Genomic DNA, 21,928 nt, shown 5'->3' with positions numbered 1-21,928 from the left:
TCAAACAAAACGGAAAATGAAAATACAAATAACAGCCTTTGGTATCGCCAAAGACATTGTTGGAAAAAAACAGATGACCCTGGATTTTGAAGGAAAGAGTGTAGGAGAGGTGCGTACCTGTTTGGTGAACCAGTTTCCCGAATTTGAGCAATTGGCATCGCTCAGGTTTGCCGTTAATACCAGTTATGTTGATGATTCTTTTGAACTGACAGAAAATGATGAGGTGGTTTTAATTCCGCCCGTAAGTGGAGGTTAATGAAAAACATTGTAATTACTTCGGAGCCGCTGAATAGTCAGTTGTGTATTAATTCCGTTGCCGATAATGGTAGCGGGGGTCTGGTTGTCTTTATTGGTAATGTGCGCAATAAGACAAAGGGAAAAGAGGTGAAATATTTGGATTTTGAGGCCTACGAGGCCATGGCCCTAAAAGAGATGCAAAAAATTGCCCGCGAAGCCATTGAGCGTTGGCACTTGTACGATATGGCCATTCATCACCGAGTAGGCAGGGTGGCCATAGGAGAGGCCGCAGTAGTAATTGCTTGCTCTTCTGCTCACCGAAAGGAGTCATTCAAAGCCTGTGAATTTGCCATAGATACTTTGAAGAAAACAGTACCCATTTGGAAGAAAGAGGTGTTTGAGGATGGAGAGGTTTGGGTTTCGGCACACCCTTAAATACTCGGGCAATCACCGAAAAGATGAGTTAAATGAATTTGGAGTCAATAAAATCGCAATTTCCAATATTCCAGCAGAAAACACCTGTGGGAAAGGAATTGGTGTATTTAGACAATGCCTCTACCACTCAAAAGCCCGATTGTGTAATTGACGCCATCGCTGACTTTTACAAGTTCAGTAATGCCAATGCCGGACGCGGTGTCTATTGGCCGGCAACGGAAGTAACGGGTAGAGTAGTGGACATAAGGCAGCGACTGGCAAAGTTCATAGGGGCTGCAAGGCCTGAAGAAGTAGTCTTCACCCATGGAGTAACCGATGCATTGAATAAACTTGCTCTGGCTATTTTTGGAGGTAGTCAAAAGCGCGAAGGACAAGTGTTGGTTTCGGGCATGGAGCATCATTCTAACTTTGTGCCCTGGCAGATGGCTGCCCGGCATGACTCGCTTCCTTTTAAGGTGATTCCCCTAACCGACTCGGGGGCCATAGACATGGAGGCTTATGCACAGTTGTTGAAAAAGCCAACGAGCCTTGTGGCCGTAAGTGCTGCCTCTAATGTGACAGGGATAGGTAATGATATTTCCCGTTTATCTCAGATGGCTCATAATTCAGGAGCTCTTTTGGTCGTAGATGCATCTCAGGCAGTGGCCCATCAGCCCATAGATGTGAGGCAATGGGACTGTGACTTTATGGTTTTTAGCGGACATAAAGCCTACGGACCTACCGGCATTGGAGTACTCTACGGCACATATGAAGTTCTTGCTGAATTGAACCCGTTGGCCTATGGTGGCGGAATGGTACAAGAGGTGAATGAATCTGACACAACTTTTCGAATGCTTCCACATCGCCATGAAGCGGGTACCTTAAATCTGGCAGGGATAGTTGGTTTGGAAGCCGCTATTGCATTCATAGAAAAACAAGGAATTGCCAATATTCAAGCCCATGAAAACGCACTTTATGAGCTGCTCAGAAAGAAACTAAATGAGGTTTCGGGGGTGGCCATATTGGGAAGATCTTCAAGCCTGCAATGCCCGGTGGTTTCTTTTACCGTTGAGGGAGTACATCCGCACGATATGGCTACGTATTTAGCAACTGAAGGCATAAGTATTCGTGCGGGCCATCACTGTGCACAGCCTCTTATGAAGCACTTTGGAATAACGGCCTGTTCGCGCATATCATTGGCCTGTTATTCTTCCGGGCAAGAGATAGAACAAACTGTTGATCAACTAAAAGAAGCCATTGCTTTTTTCCGATGAATAAAGCCCTGCAAAGCCTTTATAAAGAAGTAATACTTAGTAGGGCAAAAGTCCCCCGGCATGAGTGTAAAGCTACTGATTTAGTCCCCACAGTAGAAGCTTATAATCCACTATGTGGTGATAAGTTTTATCTCTATGTATCTATTGAAGATGGGGTTTTTAAAGAATTGAAATTCAGTGGTTTTGGTTGTTCAATTTCAAAAGCATCAACCGATGTAATGTGCGATGCATTGAGCCATAAGACCATACAGGAAGGGTTGCTGATTATAGATACATTTTTGGAGTTGATTGATGATAAATCTTCTGTAAGTCCAGAACAGCTCACTGACAGTAAGGAATTGTTGGCTTTTGCAGCAGCCAGAGATTTTCCCGAACGAAAAACTTGCGCGAATCTTGGCTGGGAGGCCTTACGACTTCACTTACAAAGCCTATAAACTTTAGTCGTTCAATGCAATGACGCTTTGCTTTACGTGCTTTTCAAAAAGCATGTGCATTATACCGTCTTTAAGACCCACATCGGGTACCTGAATTTTTTGAATTTTGGCTGATTTCATTGCATGGAGGTAAATGTCTGAGGCAGGAAGAATAACATCGGCCCGGTCAGGATTCAGATGCATTTTAAAAATGCGTTCTTCCAGGGTAAGTGCCGACAAACGTTTCTGAACCTCCAAAATGGCTTCTATCCGAAGCATTCTCACCTTCGATTTGGTGCCCGAAAGCTCATAAATCTTGGCAATATTCCCTCCGGTACCAACAGCTGTAATACTACCCTTGTGGCCTACAATCTGGTTTTCTATCCACTGCCCCATACGCTTCAAAACCGCTTTGGAAGAAGCACTTTGAATAGTTCTTACGGAGCCAATTTTAAACGATTCCGATTTTACCTTGCGTCCGTCTCTAATCAGGTTTAGCTCTGTGCTACCTCCACCAACATCGATGTGCAAAAAAGTACCCTTAGCCAGCTTTTCCATGACCACCCGGTTAATCAATTCAGCTTCACGATCTCCACTAATAATGTTGATCTTGAGACCAAAGAGTTGTTTCACCTTTTCGACAATTTCGCGTCCGTTTTGAGACTCTCGCATGGCCGAAGTAGCACAGGCGTAGTATTTATCTACTTCGTATAGGTCAATGAGAATTTTAAAGGCATTCATCAGCCGAATGAACTTATCTTCCTGCTCAGGGCCTATTCGCTTGTGCTGAAAAACATCATGACCAAGCCGTAAAGGAAAGCGTACGTATTCTAACCGCTTAAAATAGTGCTGACCTTCATAGGTCATTACATTAGTTACCTGAAACCGAATGGCATTTGAACCAATATCTATCGCTGCTAACTTCAAGCCTCCAATTTACACTCAATTTCAGATTTATACATGTATTCATTAGCTCTTGTTTGTGCAATAATGTTGCATTTGATAACAATTATTTAATTGATGACCATCTTTCATTACAGAAAGTAAGCCTATCTTAGATTGTGTCTAAAAGAGTTTACACTTGTCTCATTTTAATATGTTTGGTACAAGCATGTTTCAATCCGCCTCCTGAATTTCCAGAAGGAGATGTAGTGGGGTATAAGCCGGTTTATGCTACGGACAACGATGCTTCAATCCGTTTAGAAGAAGCCAGACCAATAGTGAATGGCGGACAAATTTATCTTAAAGGCAATTTGTTGCTTATCAATGAAACGGGAGAAGGGATTCATCTGATAGACAACACAGACCCAGAGGCTCCACAGAACAGAGGCTTTTTGAAAATACTGGGGGCTGAAAATATGGCCATGAAAGATGGAATTTTGTATGTCAATCAGTTTATGTCTGTTTTGGCCATCGATGTCAATGATCTGAACAACATAAGAGTGCTGTCTGAACACGAGTCAATTCTCAACAGAGAAGATTTGAACGTAGCCGTTCCTCCTGGCACTGGTTATTATTTTGAATGTGCCGATCCTAAGAAAGGAAGAGTAGTTGGCTGGCAATTGACCACTATAAATAACCCGAAATGCTACAGGTAAGAAGTTTGGTTTTAGCCCTTTTGGCTATAATAGTAGTGTCTTGTCAGACCGACAGCAACGATTTTACCCCCGATTTGGGAGGCACTGGAACAGGTGGATCTTTGGCCAAGTTTGCCATAGTGCAGAATAGCCTGTTGGTGCTGCATGAAAACGCCATTGATCAGTATTTTATACAGCACGATGGATCATTGACGGAGGGACGTTCGCTTACTTTTTTCTCCGGTGGTCTTGAGACCATTTACCCATACGGTGAATATGCTTTGGTAGGTAGCAATAATCAGGTGTTCTTTCTCGGTTTTGACGACAATAACTTTCTCGATCTCATATCCAGTTACTCTCATCTGACCGCTTGCGATCCGGTAGTAGCTGCTAATGGTGTGGCCTTTTCAACTTTGCGCAATAGTGGCTGTCGATTCGATGCCGATGAGTCACTGGATGCGATAGATATCAGTGACATTGAAACCCCTGTGTTTATCAAATCATACAACATAGAAGCGCCCTATGGCCTTAGCGTTAGAGGCTCTCATTTAATCGTTTGCGAGAGAGGTGGAATAGCCCTCTATGGAATCTCCGACCCTTATAATATAGTGTTAAAAGGCTTTTTCGATTTTAGCAATGATACCCCTCTAGATGTAATACACGCACCAACACACCTTATAGTGAGAACAGATAAAGGCATTTATAATGTAAGTTATACTGACAGCGGAGTGTTTCAGATTCTGGCCAAAATAGACTAATGAGTAGGTTTGTTTTTTTCTACTACATTGTACTCTTCTGTTGTGGATCCAAGGCTTTTGCGCAGAGAAGTCAGCCTGACGGTTCTGCTTATGAAGTTTTGCCAAGGCTGATGCTCAAATATTATGGTTCTCAGTATATAGGCCAGTTCACTTCTCACATGCTGGCGGGTGAATACGTATGGCCAACAGGCAAAGGAATTGAACTAAGACTTGGAGGGCTGATAGATAGAAATGTTTTGAACTATGATGAACTCTATTTTAGTAATAAGTCAGGCTTTAAATCATCGTTGATTTTTAAACAATACATAAGCCATGGACAGCCAATTTTGCAAATTGCCGGTCGGCCTGTTTTAGGAGTCTCTCAGGCATCTAAAGGTGTAATTCCCTACTATGGACTGGAGTTGTTCTATAATGAACTTGGTTTCGACCGAACCCGAACTTATAAGCTGAGTTGTGGGCAAGATTGCGACTACTTTGAGCGCGTAAACTATGGTATGGTTGATAAAAGGGTGGGAGTACGGACTCAATTGGGTTTTGTAGCAGAAATTGCAGGCCCATTTTACTTTGAGTCTTCCATAGCTCTGGGGGCTATGTCTAGTCAATTGAAAGCCGATGATCGCAAGCCCATTGAATATGAGAAAGAATACGGTTTAAAATTCAGAGAAGGCTCTTCTTCAGCCAGGTTACAGTGGGCTGTGGATGTCTCATTCAAGCTTGTCATACGTCTCTTAAAATGACCTGCCGAACCAATGTAATACTTCGATTTACTCATTCGAAATATCAGCCTCAGTCATATTTTCCATTTGCCAGTTATGTAGCTACATAAACTTTCGCTTTATTTGCAGTGCTTATCAAGAAAGACGGAGGGACTAGGCCCTGAGATGTCTTAGCAACCTGGGTAATACCTGGTGCTAATTCCTAGCCTCGAGGCATCGGGGAAAAGATGAGAGTAATCCTTCCAAATTTCTCGGTAAGCCCTAAATCTGTAAAATGGCTTACGACATAGAGAAAATTCTCAAAGAAAGAATACTGGTTTTAGATGGTGCTATGGGTACCATGATTCAGCGACATACGCTTACTGAAGATGATTTCAGAGGCGATCGTTTCAAAGACCATCCTCATCCCCTTAAAGGAAACAACGACTTACTCTCCCTTACCCGGCCCGATATAATCAAGGAAATTCACCGACAATACTTTGATGCGGGTGCCGATATTGTGGAGACGAATACATTTAGTGCCACCACAATTGCCCAAGCCGATTATCATTTGGAAGATGCTGTTTACGACATTAACTATGAATCGGCAAGAATTGCCAGAGAGGTGGCCGATGAGTTTACTAGCGAGCAACCGGAAAAGCCTCGCTTTGTGGCCGGTTCTATGGGGCCAACCAATAGGCTGGCCTCCATGTCGCCCGATGTCAATGACCCCGGTTTTAGAAACATTGATTTCGATCAGTTAAGAATAGCTTTTAAAGAACAGGCCAAAGGCTTGTTAGATGGAGGAGTCGATCTGTTTTTGGTAGAGACCATAACCGATACACTCAATGCTAAGGCAGCTCTTTTTGCTATTTCAGAGCTACTGGAAGAAGAAGGAAAGCGCGTGCCTGTAATGGTTAGTGGAACCATAACCGATGCCAGTGGCAGAACTCTGTCGGGTCAAACTACCGAAGCCTTCTTGATATCTGTTTCGCACATGCCCATACTCTCTATTGGCCTCAATTGTGCTTTGGGGGCAGCACAACTACGCCCGTATTTAGAAACCCTTTCAGAAAAAGCGCCTTTTCACACCAGTGCACACCCCAACGCGGGGTTACCCAATGAATTTGGTCAGTACGACCAAACTCCTGAAGAAATGGTAAAGCAGGTTGGAGAATTCCTGAAAGATGGGTTTCTCAATATTGTGGGAGGCTGCTGTGGCACTACGCCTGAGCATATAAGGCTCATTGCCCAGGAGGCTTCCAGGTATTCACCAAGGTTAGTCCATAGCTCACATTCCATTGTTTCAGGCAATTAATTAGAATGGCAATGGAAGCAAATCACTCGAATGATTCAACACTATTTCGCAGAGCTATCAAATGATTCAATTATCTAAAAAATCACCGAACAAGCACCATGGATTCTAAGCAGCCAAACCTAGATCAAAACAACAAAGTTACCCTGCGGCTTTCAGGTCTTGAACCCCTGATAGTTACGCCTCAGAGTAACTTTGTAAATGTGGGTGAACGAACCAACGTGACCGGCTCCAAGCGTTTTGCCCGCCTAATTAAGGAAGAGAAGTACGATGAGGCTCTTGAAATTGCCAGAGATCAGGTAGAAGGAGGAGCTCAGATCCTAGATGTAAACATGGACGAAGGGATGCTGGATGGCAAGGCGGCTATGGTAAAGTTCCTTAATTTGATAGCCGCAGAACCCGATATCGCCCGAATTCCCATAATGATAGATTCTTCTAAATGGGAGATTATTGAAGCGGGATTAAAGTGCATTCAAGGTAAGGGAGTGGTCAATTCCATTTCTCTTAAAGAAGGCGAAGAAACTTTCATAGAACAGGCTACTAAGGTAAAGCGCTATGGGGCGGCAGTTATTGTAATGGCCTTTGATGAAAAAGGGCAAGCCGATACGTATGAGCGAAGAATAGAGATATGCAAACGCTCTTATGACATACTGGTAGGGAAGGTAGGATTTCCCAAAGAAGACATCATTTTCGACCCTAATATATTCCCTGTGGCTACGGGCATAGAAGAACACAACAACAATGCGGTTGACTTCTTTAGAGCTACCCGATGGATTAGGGAAAACCTGCCCGGAGCACATGTGAGCGGAGGAGTTAGCAATGTGTCTTTTTCTTTTAGAGGGAATAACCCGGTTAGAGAAGCCATGCACTCTGCTTTTTTGTATCACGCCATTAAAGAAGGAATGGATATGGGAATAGTGAACCCCACTATGCTGGAGGTTTACGATGATATTCCTAAAGATTTACTCGAACGTGTAGAGGATGTTCTTCTGAACAGAAGGCCCGATGCCACCGAACGACTTCTGGAATTTGCCGAAACAGTGAAAGGTTCCGGAAAAGTTCAGGTAAAAGACGATTCCTGGAGGCAGGAACCGGTTGAAAAACGGTTGGAGCATGCGCTGGTAAAAGGTATAGTAGAGTTTATTGATGAAGACACAGAGGAAGCCCGTCAGAAGTATGAAAAGCCATTGAAGGTGATTGAAGGTCCGCTAATGGACGGAATGAACGTGGTTGGCGACCTGTTCGGTGCCGGTAAAATGTTTCTTCCTCAGGTAGTAAAAAGTGCCCGGGTAATGAAGAAGGCAGTAGCTTACCTTCTTCCTTTTCTTGAAGAAGAAAAAGCAGCTAATAACGACCAAAGCTCAGCGGCAAAAATACTTCTGGCTACAGTGAAGGGAGATGTGCATGACATTGGTAAGAATATAGTGGGAGTGGTATTGGCCTGTAACAACTTCGATATTGTAGACTTGGGTGTTATGGTGCCGGCCGAAAAAATTCTCGATGCTGCCGTTGAGCATAAAGTGGATGCTATAGGTTTGAGCGGGCTCATTACTCCATCACTCGATGAAATGGTGCACGTGGCAAAAGAAATGGAGAGAAGAGGCTTGCAGATTCCATTAATGATAGGTGGCGCCACTACAAGCCGTATTCATACTGCAGTAAAAATAGACCCTGTATATTCCGGTTCGGTAGTTCATGTTTTAGATGCTTCTAAATCGGTGCCGGTAGCCGGAGAACTTATTAGTAAGGAGACCTACCCAAGCATATACAGCCGGGTTAAAACAGAATACGCCAGGCTTAGAGATGATCATGCCAACCGCAAACAGGTCAAAAACTACATACCTTATGAGGAAGCACAGGCCAACAGGCTTCAAATCGATTGGACGGCAAAGAAATTTGTTCAACCAAAATTCATAGGGAATAAAACTTTCAATGATTATTCACTGGAAGAAATAGCTCAATACATTGATTGGACTCCTTTCTTCAGTACCTGGATGCTCAAAGGGAAGTTTCCAAGAATTCTTGAAGACAAAGTGGTGGGCAAAGAAGCGCGCAAGTTATATGATGATGCGCAGGAAATGATTAGAAAAGTAATTGCCAACAACCTGCTTTTTGCCAATGCCGTAGTGGGGCTTTATCCGGCCAATTCGGTAGGTGATGACATAGAAGTTTACACAAACGATTCACGATCTGAAGTGCTAAAAACCTTTCATATGCTCCGTCAGCAGGGTAAAAAGGGGAGTGGACTTCCTAATTTGTCACTGGCGGACTTTGTGGCTCCCAAGGGGCAAGGCAGCGACTATATGGGTGCTTTTGCCGTTACAGCCGGAATTGGTATTGAGCCATTGATTGAGCAGTATGAAAAGGACCATGACGACTATAACTCAATTATGATAAAAGCTGTGGCCGATCGTTTGGCCGAAGCTTTTGCAGAGTTGATGCATGCTAAAATCAGAAAAGAACTTTGGGGCTATGCTCCTCAGGAGGCTTTGAATAATGAAGAATTAATTCGAGAAAGCTATCAGGGTATTCGACCGGCACCTGGGTATCCGGCTTGTCCTGAACACACAGAAAAGGGGATACTCTTCGATTTACTGGAGGTTGAGAAAAACACCGGAATTAGTTTAACCGAGTCTTTTGCCATGTATCCTGCGGCCTCTGTTTCCGGATTCTATTTTATGCATGAGGAAGCCAAGTATTTTGGTTTGGGGAAAATTGAAAAAGACCAGGTAGAAAGCTATGCCTCTCGCAAAGGCTGGACCATTGAACAGGCTGAAAAATGGCTGGCTCCCAACTTGAGTTATGATGTGTAATGAGCCTGAAAACTACAAACTGACAAACGGATAACCGACACCCATGAAAGTCATAGAACATATTAAAAACGCCAAGGGCAAAACTCTCTTTAGTTTTGAGATTTTACCACCGGTAAAAGGAGAAAGTGTACAGAATATTTTCGATGCCATAGATCCGCTAATGGAGTTTAAACCGCCTTTTATAGATGTAACCTATCATAGGGAAGAGTACATGTATAAAAAGCGCGAAAATGGGCTTTTAGAGAGAGTTACTACCCGTAAGCGACCGGGAACTGTAGGTATTTGTGCGGCTATAATGAATAAGTATCATGTAGATGCCGTGCCCCATATTATTTGCGGAGGTTTTAATAAAGAAGAGACTGAAAACGCACTTATAGATCTGGATTTTCTGGGTATCGACAATGTATTGGTACTTAGGGGAGATGCCATAAAGTCAGAAGGTAGGTTTGTTCCCGATCCGGCAGGGCATTCTTATGCCAGCGAGCTACTCCAACAAGTGTTGGAACTCAATGAGGGCCGATATATGCATGAAGAGGTAAAACGAAATCCTACGAATTTCTGCATTGGAGTTGCAGGATATCCGGAAAAGCATTTTGAGGCGCCCAGCCTAAAATCGGATCTCAAATACCTGAAGAAAAAGGTAGACATGGGAGCCGATTATATTGTCACCCAGATGTTTTTCGATAATAAGAAGTATTTCGACTTTGTAGATAGATGCCGCCAAAATGGTATCGATGTGCCTATTATACCGGGTATTAAGCCAATAACCACTCTCAACCACATGAACATTCTACCCAGTATATTTCATGTAGACTTACCCGATGATTTGGTAGATGAACTAGATAAGTGTAAGGATAATGCTCAAGCCAGAGAAGTAGGCATTGCCTGGGCTATTCAACAATCTAAGGAACTAATGGAGGCAGGTGTGCCGGTGCTCCATTATTACACCATGAGCAAGAGCCAGGTAGTTAAGAGAATTGCCGAGGCTTTGTTTTAAAATGCCATTGAAAACTCCACATCATCAAAGTCTTTGTCCGTTACTCTGATGATGTGGATGGGCTTCTGCAACAGTCAGGTGTGTTGGTATTTCAACACTCTCAACAAAGAATTAACCTAGTACTTCTTCATGCTTTGCCTGTTCAATTCATTGTTGTAGAACCTCCAACTGGTTTCAAAATTCTTGCTAAGCTTTTCGTTGGTGAGTAAGGCGCGTACCATTTCAACAGGCATGGCATTTTCCCTCATTACAGCATCGTGAAACTCTTTGAGAGTCATTTTTCCGCTATCTACCAGTTCTCTTTTTAAAGCGTAAAACTGTTGGCCGCCAACCATATAGGCAATTTGATAGAGCGGCCCATAGCCTCCAGTAAACGATCTTCTTACTTCTCCTTCGGCATTGGCTCTTTCGTGCCCAACACGGTCTACCAAATAATCAATGCATTGCTGAGGAGTCCATTTGCCCAAATGATAGTTTAGAGAAAATATAATTCTTGCACAGCGATGCATTCGCCAAAACAACATTCCTATTCTATCTTCGGGTGAGCGTGGAAAGTCCATATCCCACAGCAGCAACTCCCAATAAAGAGCCCAGCCCTCTGTCCAGAAAGGAGTACCAAAAAAACGGTAAGATTTGTATCGGTTGTTCATGAAGCGTTGCATGTGGTGGCCGGCAATTAACTCATGGTGTACTGTGGAGCGCGAAAAGTGTGGGTTGTTACCGCGCATGCTCATGAGTTTATCTGCGTGCTCCATTTCATCGGTTGGGTAAGAGATCTGAAGCACTTCGCCACCCAGAAAAAACGGGCTGATTAATTGTCTCTCAGGGGGAATCATGGTCATTCGCCAAGTCTCTTCAGCTATGGAAGGAATTGAAATGAGATCGTTGTCTTTCAGAAATGCTACCGATTGGTCGTATAGTTCCAACATGGCTTCCGGTTGTTGCCCGGCCGGAACGAATGACATTTTTACCTTTTCCTGAGCAGCACGCCAGTCATCTCCAAAGCCCATCTCGCGCGATGCTTTTAGTAGTTCCTCATCGCACCAGGCAAATTCCTTCATGGCCATATCTACGAGTTCTTCCGGGGTGTAAGGAATCATTTCTTGTTTTAGTTGCCGAATGAGTTCTGTTCTGCCAATTGGGTTACCAATAATGCCGCTGCCATCGTCAGCTGGTTGAGTTTTAGGGTCTACTTTTGTCTGTATTAGCCTGGCATACTCGTTCAACTCTTTAGTTAGTTTTTCGTATGGTTTGCTAACCCACCAGCCAAACTGTGGGTCATAGCCATTGTAAAAGTCATATACACTTTTTAGGGCCTGAATATGCCCTCTTATGATGCCCTGGGCACGATCGGTTAGGTTTTTCGGAAAAAGGGTAGACCCTTTTTTCAGTTTAGAGGCGGTAGACTCCAGTTGTGTAGAAATGGTGTTGAGCTGATAGGCCACCTCTTCAGAGTTAAGGTGTTTTCCTCTTCTGCGCAATTTCTCAATGGCATAGATAGGCTCTGCAAATGCCACCCATTCCCGCACAGCATTATATTCTTTAGCTTCCTCTCGGAGTTGATACAGGTGGTCTTTTATGTAGTTATCAATCAAAATGTAATCTACCTGCCCACTTCTCGATAGCTTGTTGAAGTTGTAAGTCGATAGTTTTTGTGAGTAGTCGTTGAAAAATTGCTCAAAACGCTCTCTTCGTTCAGGAGAATTCCAAATGGCATAGAAGCGGGAGAGACTGCCGTAGTCTGCTCTTAATTGAGTGGCCAGGTCATAGAGTTCAGACACCTGCTGTTCGGTGTTCTGGGCATGAGCTGTATGGCTAACGCTAAGTATAACTAAAGCGAATACGGACAAAAAAAGTCGAAGAGTTTTCATGGTGTAACTGAGCATTGCGGTTTAACTAATCCATTAGGTTTTAATCTAAGCTAAATCATTTTTTTATAACGCACATGCCGAATTACACAGACGCACTTTTTACAGTGATGATGGTTTTAGTATCTAGCAAGCGAACCATTTACCGGAATGAGAGTTTTATAAACAAATGATCGTATGAAGAATATGAAGTCAATAAAAACTATACTTTTTTCGCTACTGCTGGTTGTTCTAGTATCGTGCAATGAGAGGTCTTCATCGGGTAACGATAGTGTTTCAGATATGGTAGGTCAGGAGGTGAGCTATAGTACGGAAACTACCGAAATGAAGGGCTACATAGCCTATAATAAAAGTTCTAAAGAAAGGCGACCGGGAGTTATAGTCGTTCATGAATGGTGGGGACACAATGAGTATGTGAGAAGTAGGGCCGATGAATTAGCCCGGCTAGGGTATGTGGCTCTGGCTGTGGATATGTATGGTGAAGGGAAGCAGGCCGAACATCCGGACGATGCAGGTAAATTTGCAGGAGAGGTAATGTCTAACCTGGAAGAAGCCAAAGCCCGGTTCGATGCGGCTTTGGCAACTCTAAAATCCAATCCCAATGTAGACCCCGACAGAATAGCCGCAATTGGTTACTGTTTTGGAGGGTCGGTCGTACTGAGCATGGCCAATGCAGGTTATAACCTGGATGCCGTTGCCGCATTTCATTCCGGTGTAGATTTACCCATAAAGCCTACTAAGGATATTAAAGCGAAGATTTTGGTAGCCAATGGGGCCGATGATCCTTTTGTTCCGGCAAGTTCAGTAGCTCGCTTCCGTGCCGCTATGGACTCTGTGGGTGCAGACTATAAGTATGTGGCTTATGATGGCGCTGTCCATGCCTTTACTAGCCCGGGTGCCAACGCCTTAGGTGAAAAATTCAACCTGCCACTGATGTATAATGAAGATGCGGATAAAGCCAGTTGGAATGAGCTAATGAGTTTGTTTAATGAAGTGTTTGACGAAGAGCGATAAACCTTTTTTGACTGCAATAGGCCTACAAGGTTAATGAACCGTGCCACAAACCAACTAGTGCCAATTGGATGAGTTAGCTGTCACTATGTTAAACCATATCTTTTAAGGCTTCAACAAAGCGGTCCAGCTCTTGGGTGGTAGTATATACATTGGGCGTTATTCTGCATCCATGCACACCGGCTCCATCAATGGCCACAGTCCAGATGTTATAGTTTTGCATAAGGCTTTTAGCCATATCTGAAGGTTTCATTTGTTTTATACCAACATTGGCGATGGCACAAGACCTGTCTTTGTCTTGAGGGGTGTTGAGCACTATGTTTTCAATACCCCTCACTTTTTCTACCCAGTAACTTTTTAAATACCTGAGTCGGGCTTCTTTTCGGGCAATCCCAATCATGTTGTGGTAGTCTATCGCATCTAGTATGGTCAGGTCAGTGGCCACCGGATGAGTACCTATGTGATTGAGTCGTTTTATGTCGCCAGGCTCTGTTTTTCCTTCGGCCATTAAGGGCCATATTTTATCGATCTTATCTTTTTTAACATATAGAAAGCCAGCGCCTAAGGGCACACTCATCCACTTATGCAGGCTGGTGCCATAGTAATCGCAGTCTAGCTCTTTCATGTCGAAGTCAATGTGTCCGAATGCATGAGCCCCATCCACCATTACTTCAACTCCCAGGCTATGAGCCATGTCGCAAATTTTACGAATGGGCAGAATATGACCGGTTATGTTAATCATGTGACAGACCATCAATAAGCGGGTTTTAGGTGTAATGGCCTTTCGATAAGCCTCTACAATCACCTCGTCTCGCGATGGGTTCATAGGTACATCAATGGCCTTAAGCACAATTCCCTGCCTGGCTTCTACTTGCTTGAACATGTTTAGCATGGCTCCATAGTCTTGATTAGCCATTACGGCCTCATCGCCTCTTTTCCATGGAAAACCCTGAATAATGGTGTCTAAAGACTCGGTGGTATTTCGTGTAATAATCAGTTCATCGTTATTACACTTGGCCAGCTGGGCCAGTGCCGCTGCCGATTTGGCTTTGTTGCGCCACTGGTCGGTACGCATGTAATAAGACGCATGGAGGTTGATATACCGAATTCTTTCGAGATAGCGCTCAAGGGTGGGTTGAGGCATCATGCAATAGTAGCCGTTTTCTAAGTTGATGTAGTCCGGCTTTAGCAGGTAGTCTTTTCTAATCTTACCCCAAAAATCTTCATTCTGTGCTAGCTCCTCAGCAGAGAATTTATCGTTTGATTCAACAAGTTGCCCAACTTCCTTATAGAAAGGCGTGGCAGCCAACGTTGTGCCTATCAGGTTTTTAAGAAAGGTACGCTTATCCATGCTTGGCAGATTAAGCAAGAAGATAAGGCTATTCATTCAGTGAGGCAAGGAGTTTTAACCGGAAGGAGGAGAGAGGCCACTCTAAACCTCATTGGTCGCTTAAACACGTTTTTAGCTCCAGACTTTAGAGTGGTCTCTTTGGCCGCTAGTCATTAACGGTCTAAATGGTTTAAACTGAGACGGACTAACTGGTAAATTTTGCCTTGTAGTCTGAAATGCTCTTTTTAATAATTTCTTTGGCCGTAAGCGCGTTTTGGAATTCTTCAACCTCAACAGTTTTATTCTCCAACTTTTTATAGTCTTCAAAAAAATTGCGAAGCTCTTTTATGAAATGCTCCGGGAGTTCACTGATGTCGTCAAAATGCTTTACCGACATGTCGTTATTGGCTACAGCAATAATTTTATCATCTTTTTCACCACCATCTAACATGCGCATTACTCCAATTACTTTGGCTTCAACCAGGCACATGGGCACAATAGAAATTTGGGAAAGCACAAGTATGTCTAGTGGGTCATTGTCATCGCAATATGTTTGAGGAATGAAACCATAGTTGTGAGGATAGTGCATGCTGGAGTAAATCACACGATCCATCTTTAGCAGTCCTGTATCTTTATCGAGCTCATATTTGGCTCTTGTGTTTTGTGGTATCTCAATAATGCCATTCACCACATCTGGCGCACTTTCTCCTACACTTACCTTGTGCCAGGGGTTATTCATATCAATCATTTTCAAACCTTTTGGCAAAGGTAAGTAATGCCCGAAAATTAGGTAGAAAGAAATGAAGTCTTTGACCGAAAGTTTACGGAGCTGGATGATAATGATGATGTACAAATCGGTTCCATCCTTTCTTGGTTTTGGATTCTACCACCCAATGAAATCCTTCCTTTTCATCAGGCCAATAGACCTGCCGGGCCAGTCCGGATGGCATTTGTGCTTCGAAACAGATGGCTTGTGGGTGGATGTCTTCAGCATTGGCCAAATAACCCTGAGCCTGCTTTCCGTCTGATTGAAATGACCAAAACCCGATGTTTTTCAGGGCTGTTGTACCAAAAAGAGTCAGGTCTTCGTAGTCTATTTCTGACGATTGCCAGTGGGCATTTAAGGCTATGTATTTACCTTTTAGTACTTTACTGAACGTTCTTGTGCAACGAAGCGCAGGCCTTTGTGCAGAGTGTTCTTCGGCTACCCACCGGCCGAGTAACGGCTCAAATAGTCCAAGTTTTCCCCTTCCTTTTTTCCAAGTCATAGTTCTACGGTTCTTCAGGCAAATTTGCCCGGGCAAGTATAGTTTCTTCTCATACTTTGGTATGAAAACAAGGGCCGGCAACCGTATTTTTTAGAATACAGCTTTAACCCGGCTTTTATTTATCCCATCTGTTCAGGCACTTGTGTGTGCTAAACTTTTGTTAAGCTAAAGATGTCTTTCCTTCTGTCTTTCAGGTTTTTAACACTTCCCACATTATGCAGTTCGGTGAGTAAGTCGAGGTCCACATCGGCAATCACTATGGTTTCTGCGTTGGGGGTGGCTTCTGCTTTTATTCCATTGGTTGGAAACTGAAAATCGCAAGGTGTAAAAACCATAGATTGGGCATATTGTATATCCATGTTGTGTACATTGGGCAAGTTGCCTACGCTACCGGCTATGGCTACATAGCACTCATTTTCAATGGCTCTGGCTTGCGCACAGTGCCTAACTCGTGAGTAGCCGTTTTGAGTATCAGTAAGAAACGGAACAAAGAGAATATCCATTCCTTCATCGGCCAGTAGACGAGGAAGCTCAGGAAACTCTACATCGTAGCAAATGAGAATACCTATTTTCCCGCAGTCTGTATCGAACGTTTTCAGGGTGTTTCCGCCTGTCATGGCCCATACTTTCTTTTCATCGGGGGTAGCGTGTAGTTTTTCGTAGCGATCTATTTTTCCGTCTCGTTTACAGAGGTAGCCCACGTTGTAGAGTTTGTCATCTACCACCTCCGGCATACTACCGGCTATAATATTGATGTTGTAGCTAATGGCCAGGTTAGAAAACTCTTCGACTATAGCAGGCGTAAATTCGGCCAGTTTTCGAATGGCCTCCGGCTCACTGAGGTGGTTAAATTCGGCCATAAGTGGGGCATTGAAAAACTCAGGAAACAGAGCGAAATCGCTCTTATATCCGCTTAGTGCATCGATAAAGTATTCTGCATTTTTAAGTAAATGTTCCAATCCATTGTATGGCCGCATTTGCCATTGTACAATACCTAGCCTTACAACCGTTTTGGTAATGGCGGCTTCTTTACTGGGCGTTTCGTAGTATATATTGTCCCAGCGAAGAAGTACGGCAAATTCATTGGAAGCTTCATCGCCTTCTAAATAGCCTTTTAGAATGCTTACAGGGTGAAAGTCGTTAGACAACTGAAAGTTGAGCACGGGATCGTGAACTTCTTTCTGGCGTACTTTCTCAATGTATTCTTTAGGTGTATACTCATCGGCATATTTGTGGTAGTTGGGAATACGGCCTCCAAACACTATACCTTTTAAGTTGAGTCTTTCGCAAAGGTCTTTGCGGTAGTCATACATCCTCCGTCCAATGCGCATACCTCTGAATTCGGCCTTAATAAAAACCTCTATGCCGTAGAGTAAGTCGCCTTTAGTACTGTGGGTACTGAAGGTGTAGTTTCCGGTTATTTGCCTGAAGGTATGCTGATGCTTGAATTTTTTAGACTCCACCAAAATCGATAGGGCACAACCCGCAATGTCGCCATTAACTTTCACCACAATTTGGCCTTCAGGAAATTTATCGAGAAGCGACTGAATGTGATGCTCTTTCCAGTAGGCATCGGGCATACTGGAGTATGCGTTGATCATTGCTTCTTTGAGCTCCTGATAGTCTTCTATCTTAAGGTATGATAACTCTATGTTTTGAAAGGTCTTATTGTCCATGCAGCTAATATCTATAGTAAATTGATTTTTCAATAGTGAATTGAACGGCTCTCGAAAATATTTTTTAGAACCATCGGGCAATGCCATTACGATAAAAAAATAAGCACGTTGCCATGCTCATATAACTGCGACTGCCCTGTATTGTTGGTGAAAGAGTAGTGGGCATAAAAAAACCGGCTCAAGGTCTTTCTATACTATAGAACTGACACTTGAGCCGGTTGAGTGGAAGGCTTAAGCTGTACTTAGCGCTTATCCATTCCTACATAAGGCCTTTGGTTGGCACCGGTGTACACCTGGCGTGGTCTTCCAATTGGTTCTTTGTTTTCTCTCATTTCTTTCCACTGAGCAATCCAGCCGGGTAGTCTACCCATGGCAAACATTACAGTAAACATATCGGTAGGAATACCCAACGCTCTGTAGATAATGCCTGAGTAGAAGTCTACGTTCGGATAAAGCTTTCTTTCTACGAAGTAAGGGTCGTTCAATGCCTCTTCTTCAAGGCCTTTAGCAATATCCAACACCGGATCTTTCACTCCAAGTTTGGCCAAAACATCATCGGCAGCCTTTTTAATAATCTTAGCTCGCGGGTCAAAGTTTTTATATACTCTATGACCAAAGCCCATAAGACGGAACGGATCGTTTTTGTCTTTAGCCTTAGCCATCCATTTTTTAGTATCACCGCCATCTTTTCTAATGTTCTCCAACATTTCAATTACAGCCTGATTGGCACCTCCATGAAGCGGCCCCCATAATGCATTGATTCCGGCAGAAATTGAAGCATACATACTGGCATGAGAAGATCCAACAACTCGCACGGTTGAGGTAGAGCAGTTTTGCTCATGGTCTGCATGCAATATTAATAGCTTGTCAAGAGCATTGGCTACTACAGGGTCTACCTCATACTCTTCGGCAGGAGTAGCAAACATCATTTTAAGGAAGTTGGCTGTGTAATTCAGGTTATTGTCCGGGTAGTTCACCGGATGACCGATCTGATTTTTATAAGACCAAGCCGCAAAAGTTGGCATTTTTGCAATCAGCCTGATAATACTCATATCTACTTCGGTAGCCGAACGATTCGGATCTAACGAGGCAGGGTAGAAGGCTGTTTGAGCACATACTAATGAAGAAAGTACTCCCATTGGGTGTGCTGTAGACGGAAAGCCTTCCAAAATTTTCTTAACATCTTCATGCACCAGGGTGTGCATGGTAATATCGCTCACAAACTTATCGTAGGTTGCTTTGTCTGGCAGCTCGCCATAGATGAGCAAATAAGCCACCTCCAGGAAGTTCGACTTTTCAGCCAACTCTTCAATTGAATAACCTCTATATCTCAGAATACCTTTTTCGCCATCGAGAAATGTAATGGCACTGGTTGTTGAACCTGTATTTTTAAAGCCGGGGTCGATAGTTATTACACCACTTTCTCCCCTTAAGGAAGAAATATCGATTGCTTTCTCATTTTCGGTTCCTTCTATAACCGGAAGTTCGTAGGACTTTCCGTCAATTCTTAATTCTGCAGTATTTGACATCGTTTAGATTGTGTTAACTTTTGTAGGTTTTCAATCGCGCGAGCGAATTTACTCTAATAAACAATGAAAAAAAATTCTTGTTCTGTCGTTGGGCAATATTTTAATTATTGCCCAGAATGAGTGGCAAACCGTCTTTTCCCTGACCGATCACAACTATTTTGGCATTTGTCGATTCTGCCAGTTTTAATGTGGCTTCAATGCCTCTCATCCTAAGTAAGTTTGGTGTTAAGCTGCTATTGACAATTTTGTTGGCCTGAGCTTCTCCTTCTGCTGCAATACGCTTTCTTTCGGCCTCACTTTTTTCTTTGTCTAACCTAAACTGATAGGCCAGTGCTTCTTGCTCTTGCTGCAATTTGTTTTCAATGGCTTGTTTGATTTTATCCGGTAAATTAATGGATCGGATAAGCAGGGTGGTCATTTCAATATTGTTGGTTTCATTGCCCAACACTTCGGCTGTTTCATTACGAATGGCCGCCTCCACTTCAGGGCGTTTGGTAGAATAAATTTCTTCGGCCGAGTATCGACCCATTACCTGCCGAACGGTGGAACGTACCTCAGGCACAACCAGCGTATTGATGTAGTCAAGTCTGAAACGCTCATAGATGTGTCCAATTTTATCGAACTTAGGGTTAAAGCGTACGGAGACATCTACTTTAATGCTCAAACCATTTTTATCCAGCACATCCATTGTTTCTTCTCTCTTGCTTTCGGCTACATCGAAAACAATAAGGTCGTTCCAGGGGGCTTTCATGTGAAACCCAGGGGCTATTACGTTTTCTTTGTCTAAGCCTCCCGAAAACTTCTTGAACAATACGGCCCGTTCATTGGCCTGTATGGTGTAGAAAATACTGGAAGATAGCCCTACCACAACAATAAGGGCAATAACTGAAATAACAATGATGGGAAGAAGTCTTCTATTATCCATTGGTTTGGGGTTTAGTGTTGAAAAATGAACCTGTTAGTACAAGCCAGAATATGGGCAAATAGTTTAGCCGATTTTCTGCAGGTTCTTCTCTATTTCGTTCAGAATGTCATGAGCCACTCGCAAGGCTTTGTATCCGTCTTCAATGGTCACAATGGGTACGGAATCTTCTATTATGGCTCTATGGAAACTGGCTAGCTCTTCTCGAATAGCATTGGATGGATGTACCTTGGGGTTCTCGAAGATAATCTCCTTCTTACCCTTTTCTTCACCCAAATCCAACACCATTGAAAACGGGCCTTCATTTCCGGTAGCTTCCTGCATTCGCACAATCTCGGAGCTTTTCTCCAGAAAATCTACGGCCACATAAGCGTCTTTCTGAAAAAATCTTGATTTGCGCATGTTCTTCACTGCTATGCGGCTGGTGGTAAGGTTGGCTACACATCCGTTAGCAAACTCCAGTCGGGCATTGGCAATATCGGGCGTATCGGCTACTACGTTTACGCCACTGGCCGATATCTTTTCTACTGCTGCCCCCACTGACTTGAGAATGATATCGATGTCGTGAATCATCAGATCCAGTACTACCGGTACATCGAGTCCTCTGGGATTGAACTGGGCCAATCGGTGAGATTCGATGAACATAGGCTGCTTTAGGAATGGTTTCGCTGCCACAAAAGCGGGGTTGAATCGCTCTACGTGGCCAACCTGAATTTTAAGTTTCAGTTCATCTTTTAGGGCAATAAGCTGTTCGGCTTCTTGAAGGGTGTTGGTAACGGGCTTCTCTATAAATACATGCTTTCCGGCTTTCAGTGCCTTTTCGGCACACTCAAAGTGCGAAAGAGTAGGGGTAACTATATCGATTACATCGACCGCTTCAATGAGCGATTCGATAGTTTCAAATGCCTTTATTCCATGTTCTTGGGCTACAGCCCTGGCATTGTCAGGTTGGGCATCGTAAAAACCAACAAGTTGGTACTCTGAAATATCTTTAATGCATTTGATGTGAATTTTGCCGAGATGACCGGCACCGAGAACCCCAATTTTGAGCATGAATGGTGTTTTTTAGCTGTGCGGCAAAGGTACTCTCTTAAGTTAAAAGTTCAAGGTTTGGGGCAAAGTTCGTTGTTCATAGCTCATGGTTTATGGGACAATCTTCCCGGAGAATGATGAACGCTTTTTGCGCTAAGCTCAATTGTCTTCGATCTTATGGTACAGGTTGAACCATTGGCGTTCCAAAACCTCAAACAGCCAGTTCTTTTCTTGGGCATATTGTCTGTTGAAAAGATAGTTGCTGTAAATGTGCATATAACGACCCCGGTCTAAATCTATTTTTACGGGTTTCTTTCGCCTCGATTTAATCAGCAATTGGCTGTTCATATTATAAATGAAGTAGGTCTTATGGTTTTTATAAATGTGTATTTCATACGGTATTTGCTCATCATAATAGTAATAAGATTGATGACCGGGAGTCTCAAAGTAGCAGAGGGGTTCTCCCGATTTTAAATCGAATACAAAGTGTTGAGAAGGTTTAAATCCAAACGTGGCAATCAGCCACTTACCGTCATTTACCAGGGTATAGTCATTGAACAAACCGAGTTTTACGGAGTCAGGTACAGGTACTGATTTCACGAACCGATACCCTACAATTTCCTGACCATTTAGGTTTGTTACAACCATAAGCAGGCTCATAAACATGGTACAGACTATTCCTTTCATAAGCTGTAGCCGAGGGTGTTTTTGTGGGGCAGAGTCCAAGTAGGCTGTTCTATTTGGGATTCTCAAATGAAGGATCCTGTTCATAAATATTGATTTGAAAATGAAGACAGAA

Annotated in this window: 21 protein-coding genes and 1 riboswitch; of the genes, 11 read left to right on the top strand and 10 right to left on the bottom strand. The window is 43.3% G+C overall.

What is annotated here, in order from left to right; translation table 11 throughout:
* Positions 1 to 16: 16 nt before the first annotated feature.
* Genes B3O12_RS14405 through sufU form a run of 4 tightly spaced genes read left to right on the top strand, consistent with a single transcriptional unit; the run spans position 17 to position 2,359 of the window.
* Positions 17 to 256, top strand: a complete 240-nt coding sequence (locus B3O12_RS14405; RefSeq protein ID WP_286756791.1) for a MoaD/ThiS family protein — start codon at positions 17 to 19, stop codon at positions 254 to 256.
* Positions 256 to 672 carry a molybdenum cofactor biosynthesis protein MoaE gene (locus B3O12_RS14400; protein WP_286756789.1) on the top strand — a complete coding sequence of 139 codons (417 nt, stop codon included), beginning with the start codon at positions 256 to 258 and terminating at the stop codon, positions 670 to 672. The genes B3O12_RS14405 and B3O12_RS14400 overlap by 1 nt, the downstream gene beginning before the upstream one ends.
* Before the next feature lie 32 nt (positions 673 to 704).
* Positions 705 to 1,925: an aminotransferase class V-fold PLP-dependent enzyme gene (locus B3O12_RS14395; protein ID WP_286756787.1), complete on the top strand. Its 1,221-nt coding sequence runs from the start codon at positions 705 to 707 to the stop codon at positions 1,923 to 1,925.
* The gene (gene sufU, locus B3O12_RS14390) at positions 1,922 to 2,359 is read left to right on the top strand and encodes a Fe-S cluster assembly sulfur transfer protein SufU (RefSeq protein ID WP_286756785.1); all 438 of its coding nucleotides are present in this window, start codon (positions 1,922 to 1,924) and stop codon (positions 2,357 to 2,359) included. Before B3O12_RS14395 ends, sufU begins: the two co-directional genes overlap by 4 nt.
* Before the next feature lie 3 nt (positions 2,360 to 2,362).
* On the opposite strand, the gene B3O12_RS14385 is transcribed toward sufU, so the two are convergent.
* Positions 2,363 to 3,265: a phosphatase gene (locus B3O12_RS14385; protein WP_286756784.1), complete on the bottom strand. Its 903-nt coding sequence runs from the start codon at positions 3,263 to 3,265 to the stop codon at positions 2,363 to 2,365.
* A gap of 173 nt (positions 3,266 to 3,438) precedes the next feature.
* Here B3O12_RS14385 and B3O12_RS14380 point away from each other — a divergent pair, with 173 nt between their 5' ends.
* The 6 genes from B3O12_RS14380 to metF all read left to right on the top strand — a co-directional run bounded on the left by B3O12_RS14380 (position 3,439) and on the right by metF (position 10,493).
* Entirely contained in the window at positions 3,439 to 3,936 is a 498-nt protein-coding gene (locus B3O12_RS14380; RefSeq protein ID WP_286756782.1) for a hypothetical protein, read from the top strand.
* On the top strand, positions 3,924 to 4,673 hold the full coding sequence (locus B3O12_RS14375) for a hypothetical protein (protein WP_286756781.1): 750 nt from the start codon (positions 3,924 to 3,926) through the stop codon (positions 4,671 to 4,673). The genes B3O12_RS14380 and B3O12_RS14375 overlap by 13 nt, the downstream gene beginning before the upstream one ends.
* A complete protein-coding gene (locus tag B3O12_RS14370) occupies positions 4,673 to 5,410 on the top strand; it encodes a hypothetical protein (protein ID WP_286756780.1) in 738 nt (245 codons plus the stop codon). The genes B3O12_RS14375 and B3O12_RS14370 overlap by 1 nt, the downstream gene beginning before the upstream one ends.
* Positions 5,411 to 5,518: 108 nt before the next feature.
* A riboswitch (SAM riboswitch) is annotated at positions 5,519 to 5,623 on the top strand.
* 40 nt (positions 5,624 to 5,663) lie between these two features.
* A complete protein-coding gene (locus tag B3O12_RS14365; RefSeq protein WP_414706607.1) occupies positions 5,664 to 6,686 on the top strand; it encodes a homocysteine S-methyltransferase family protein in 1,023 nt (340 codons plus the stop codon).
* A gap of 98 nt (positions 6,687 to 6,784) precedes the next feature.
* The gene (metH, locus tag B3O12_RS14360) at positions 6,785 to 9,496 is read left to right on the top strand and encodes a methionine synthase (protein WP_348655467.1); all 2,712 of its coding nucleotides are present in this window, start codon (positions 6,785 to 6,787) and stop codon (positions 9,494 to 9,496) included.
* Between the two features lie 43 nt (positions 9,497 to 9,539).
* The gene (metF, locus tag B3O12_RS14355; protein WP_189631397.1) at positions 9,540 to 10,493 is read left to right on the top strand and encodes a methylenetetrahydrofolate reductase [NAD(P)H]; all 954 of its coding nucleotides are present in this window, start codon (positions 9,540 to 9,542) and stop codon (positions 10,491 to 10,493) included.
* Positions 10,494 to 10,609: 116 nt separating this feature from the next.
* Here metF and B3O12_RS14350 read toward each other — a convergent pair whose 3' ends face one another.
* On the bottom strand, positions 10,610 to 12,364 hold the full coding sequence (locus tag B3O12_RS14350) for a DUF885 family protein (RefSeq protein WP_286756779.1): 1,755 nt from the start codon (positions 12,362 to 12,364) through the stop codon (positions 10,610 to 10,612).
* Positions 12,365 to 12,538: 174 nt separating this feature from the next.
* On the opposite strand from B3O12_RS14350, the gene B3O12_RS14345 reads away from it, so the two are divergent.
* Positions 12,539 to 13,375 (top strand): dienelactone hydrolase family protein, encoded by an 837-nt coding sequence (locus B3O12_RS14345; protein WP_286756778.1) that lies wholly within the window; start codon positions 12,539 to 12,541, stop codon positions 13,373 to 13,375.
* A gap of 88 nt (positions 13,376 to 13,463) precedes the next feature.
* On the opposite strand, the gene B3O12_RS14340 is transcribed toward B3O12_RS14345, so the two are convergent.
* The 8 genes from B3O12_RS14340 to B3O12_RS14305 form a co-directional block, all read right to left on the bottom strand.
* On the bottom strand, positions 13,464 to 14,723 hold the full coding sequence (locus B3O12_RS14340) for an aminotransferase class V-fold PLP-dependent enzyme (protein ID WP_286756777.1): 1,260 nt from the start codon (positions 14,721 to 14,723) through the stop codon (positions 13,464 to 13,466).
* A gap of 184 nt (positions 14,724 to 14,907) precedes the next feature.
* A complete protein-coding gene (locus B3O12_RS14335) occupies positions 14,908 to 15,441 on the bottom strand; it encodes an inorganic diphosphatase (RefSeq protein ID WP_189631393.1) in 534 nt (177 codons plus the stop codon).
* A gap of 82 nt (positions 15,442 to 15,523) precedes the next feature.
* Complete coding sequence (locus tag B3O12_RS14330) at positions 15,524 to 15,970, bottom strand: hypothetical protein (protein WP_189631392.1); 447 nt, start codon at positions 15,968 to 15,970, stop codon at positions 15,524 to 15,526.
* Positions 15,971 to 16,119: 149 nt separating this feature from the next.
* On the bottom strand, positions 16,120 to 17,646 hold the full coding sequence (locus tag B3O12_RS14325) for a carbon-nitrogen hydrolase family protein (protein ID WP_189631391.1): 1,527 nt from the start codon (positions 17,644 to 17,646) through the stop codon (positions 16,120 to 16,122).
* Between the two features lie 242 nt (positions 17,647 to 17,888).
* The gene (locus B3O12_RS14320) at positions 17,889 to 19,175 is read right to left on the bottom strand and encodes a citrate synthase (protein ID WP_189631390.1); all 1,287 of its coding nucleotides are present in this window, start codon (positions 19,173 to 19,175) and stop codon (positions 17,889 to 17,891) included.
* Between the two features lie 100 nt (positions 19,176 to 19,275).
* Complete coding sequence (locus B3O12_RS14315; RefSeq protein ID WP_189631389.1) at positions 19,276 to 20,100, bottom strand: prohibitin family protein; 825 nt, start codon at positions 20,098 to 20,100, stop codon at positions 19,276 to 19,278.
* Positions 20,101 to 20,163: 63 nt separating this feature from the next.
* Positions 20,164 to 21,150, bottom strand: coding sequence for a Gfo/Idh/MocA family protein (locus B3O12_RS14310; RefSeq protein ID WP_286756776.1), 987 nt, complete (start codon positions 21,148 to 21,150; stop codon positions 20,164 to 20,166).
* A 138-nt stretch (positions 21,151 to 21,288) separates the two neighbouring features.
* The gene (locus tag B3O12_RS14305) at positions 21,289 to 21,900 is read right to left on the bottom strand and encodes a hypothetical protein (RefSeq protein WP_286756775.1); all 612 of its coding nucleotides are present in this window, start codon (positions 21,898 to 21,900) and stop codon (positions 21,289 to 21,291) included.
* Between the last annotated feature and the right edge of the window lie 28 nt (positions 21,901 to 21,928).

Origin of the sequence: Roseivirga sp. UBA838 (assembly GCF_002296035.1) — a bacterium.
GTDB lineage: Bacteria > Bacteroidota > Bacteroidia > Cytophagales > Cyclobacteriaceae > Roseivirga > Roseivirga thermotolerans.
Note: the sequence above shows the minus strand (reverse complement) of the source record. Positions and strands in the feature narration are given on the sequence as shown.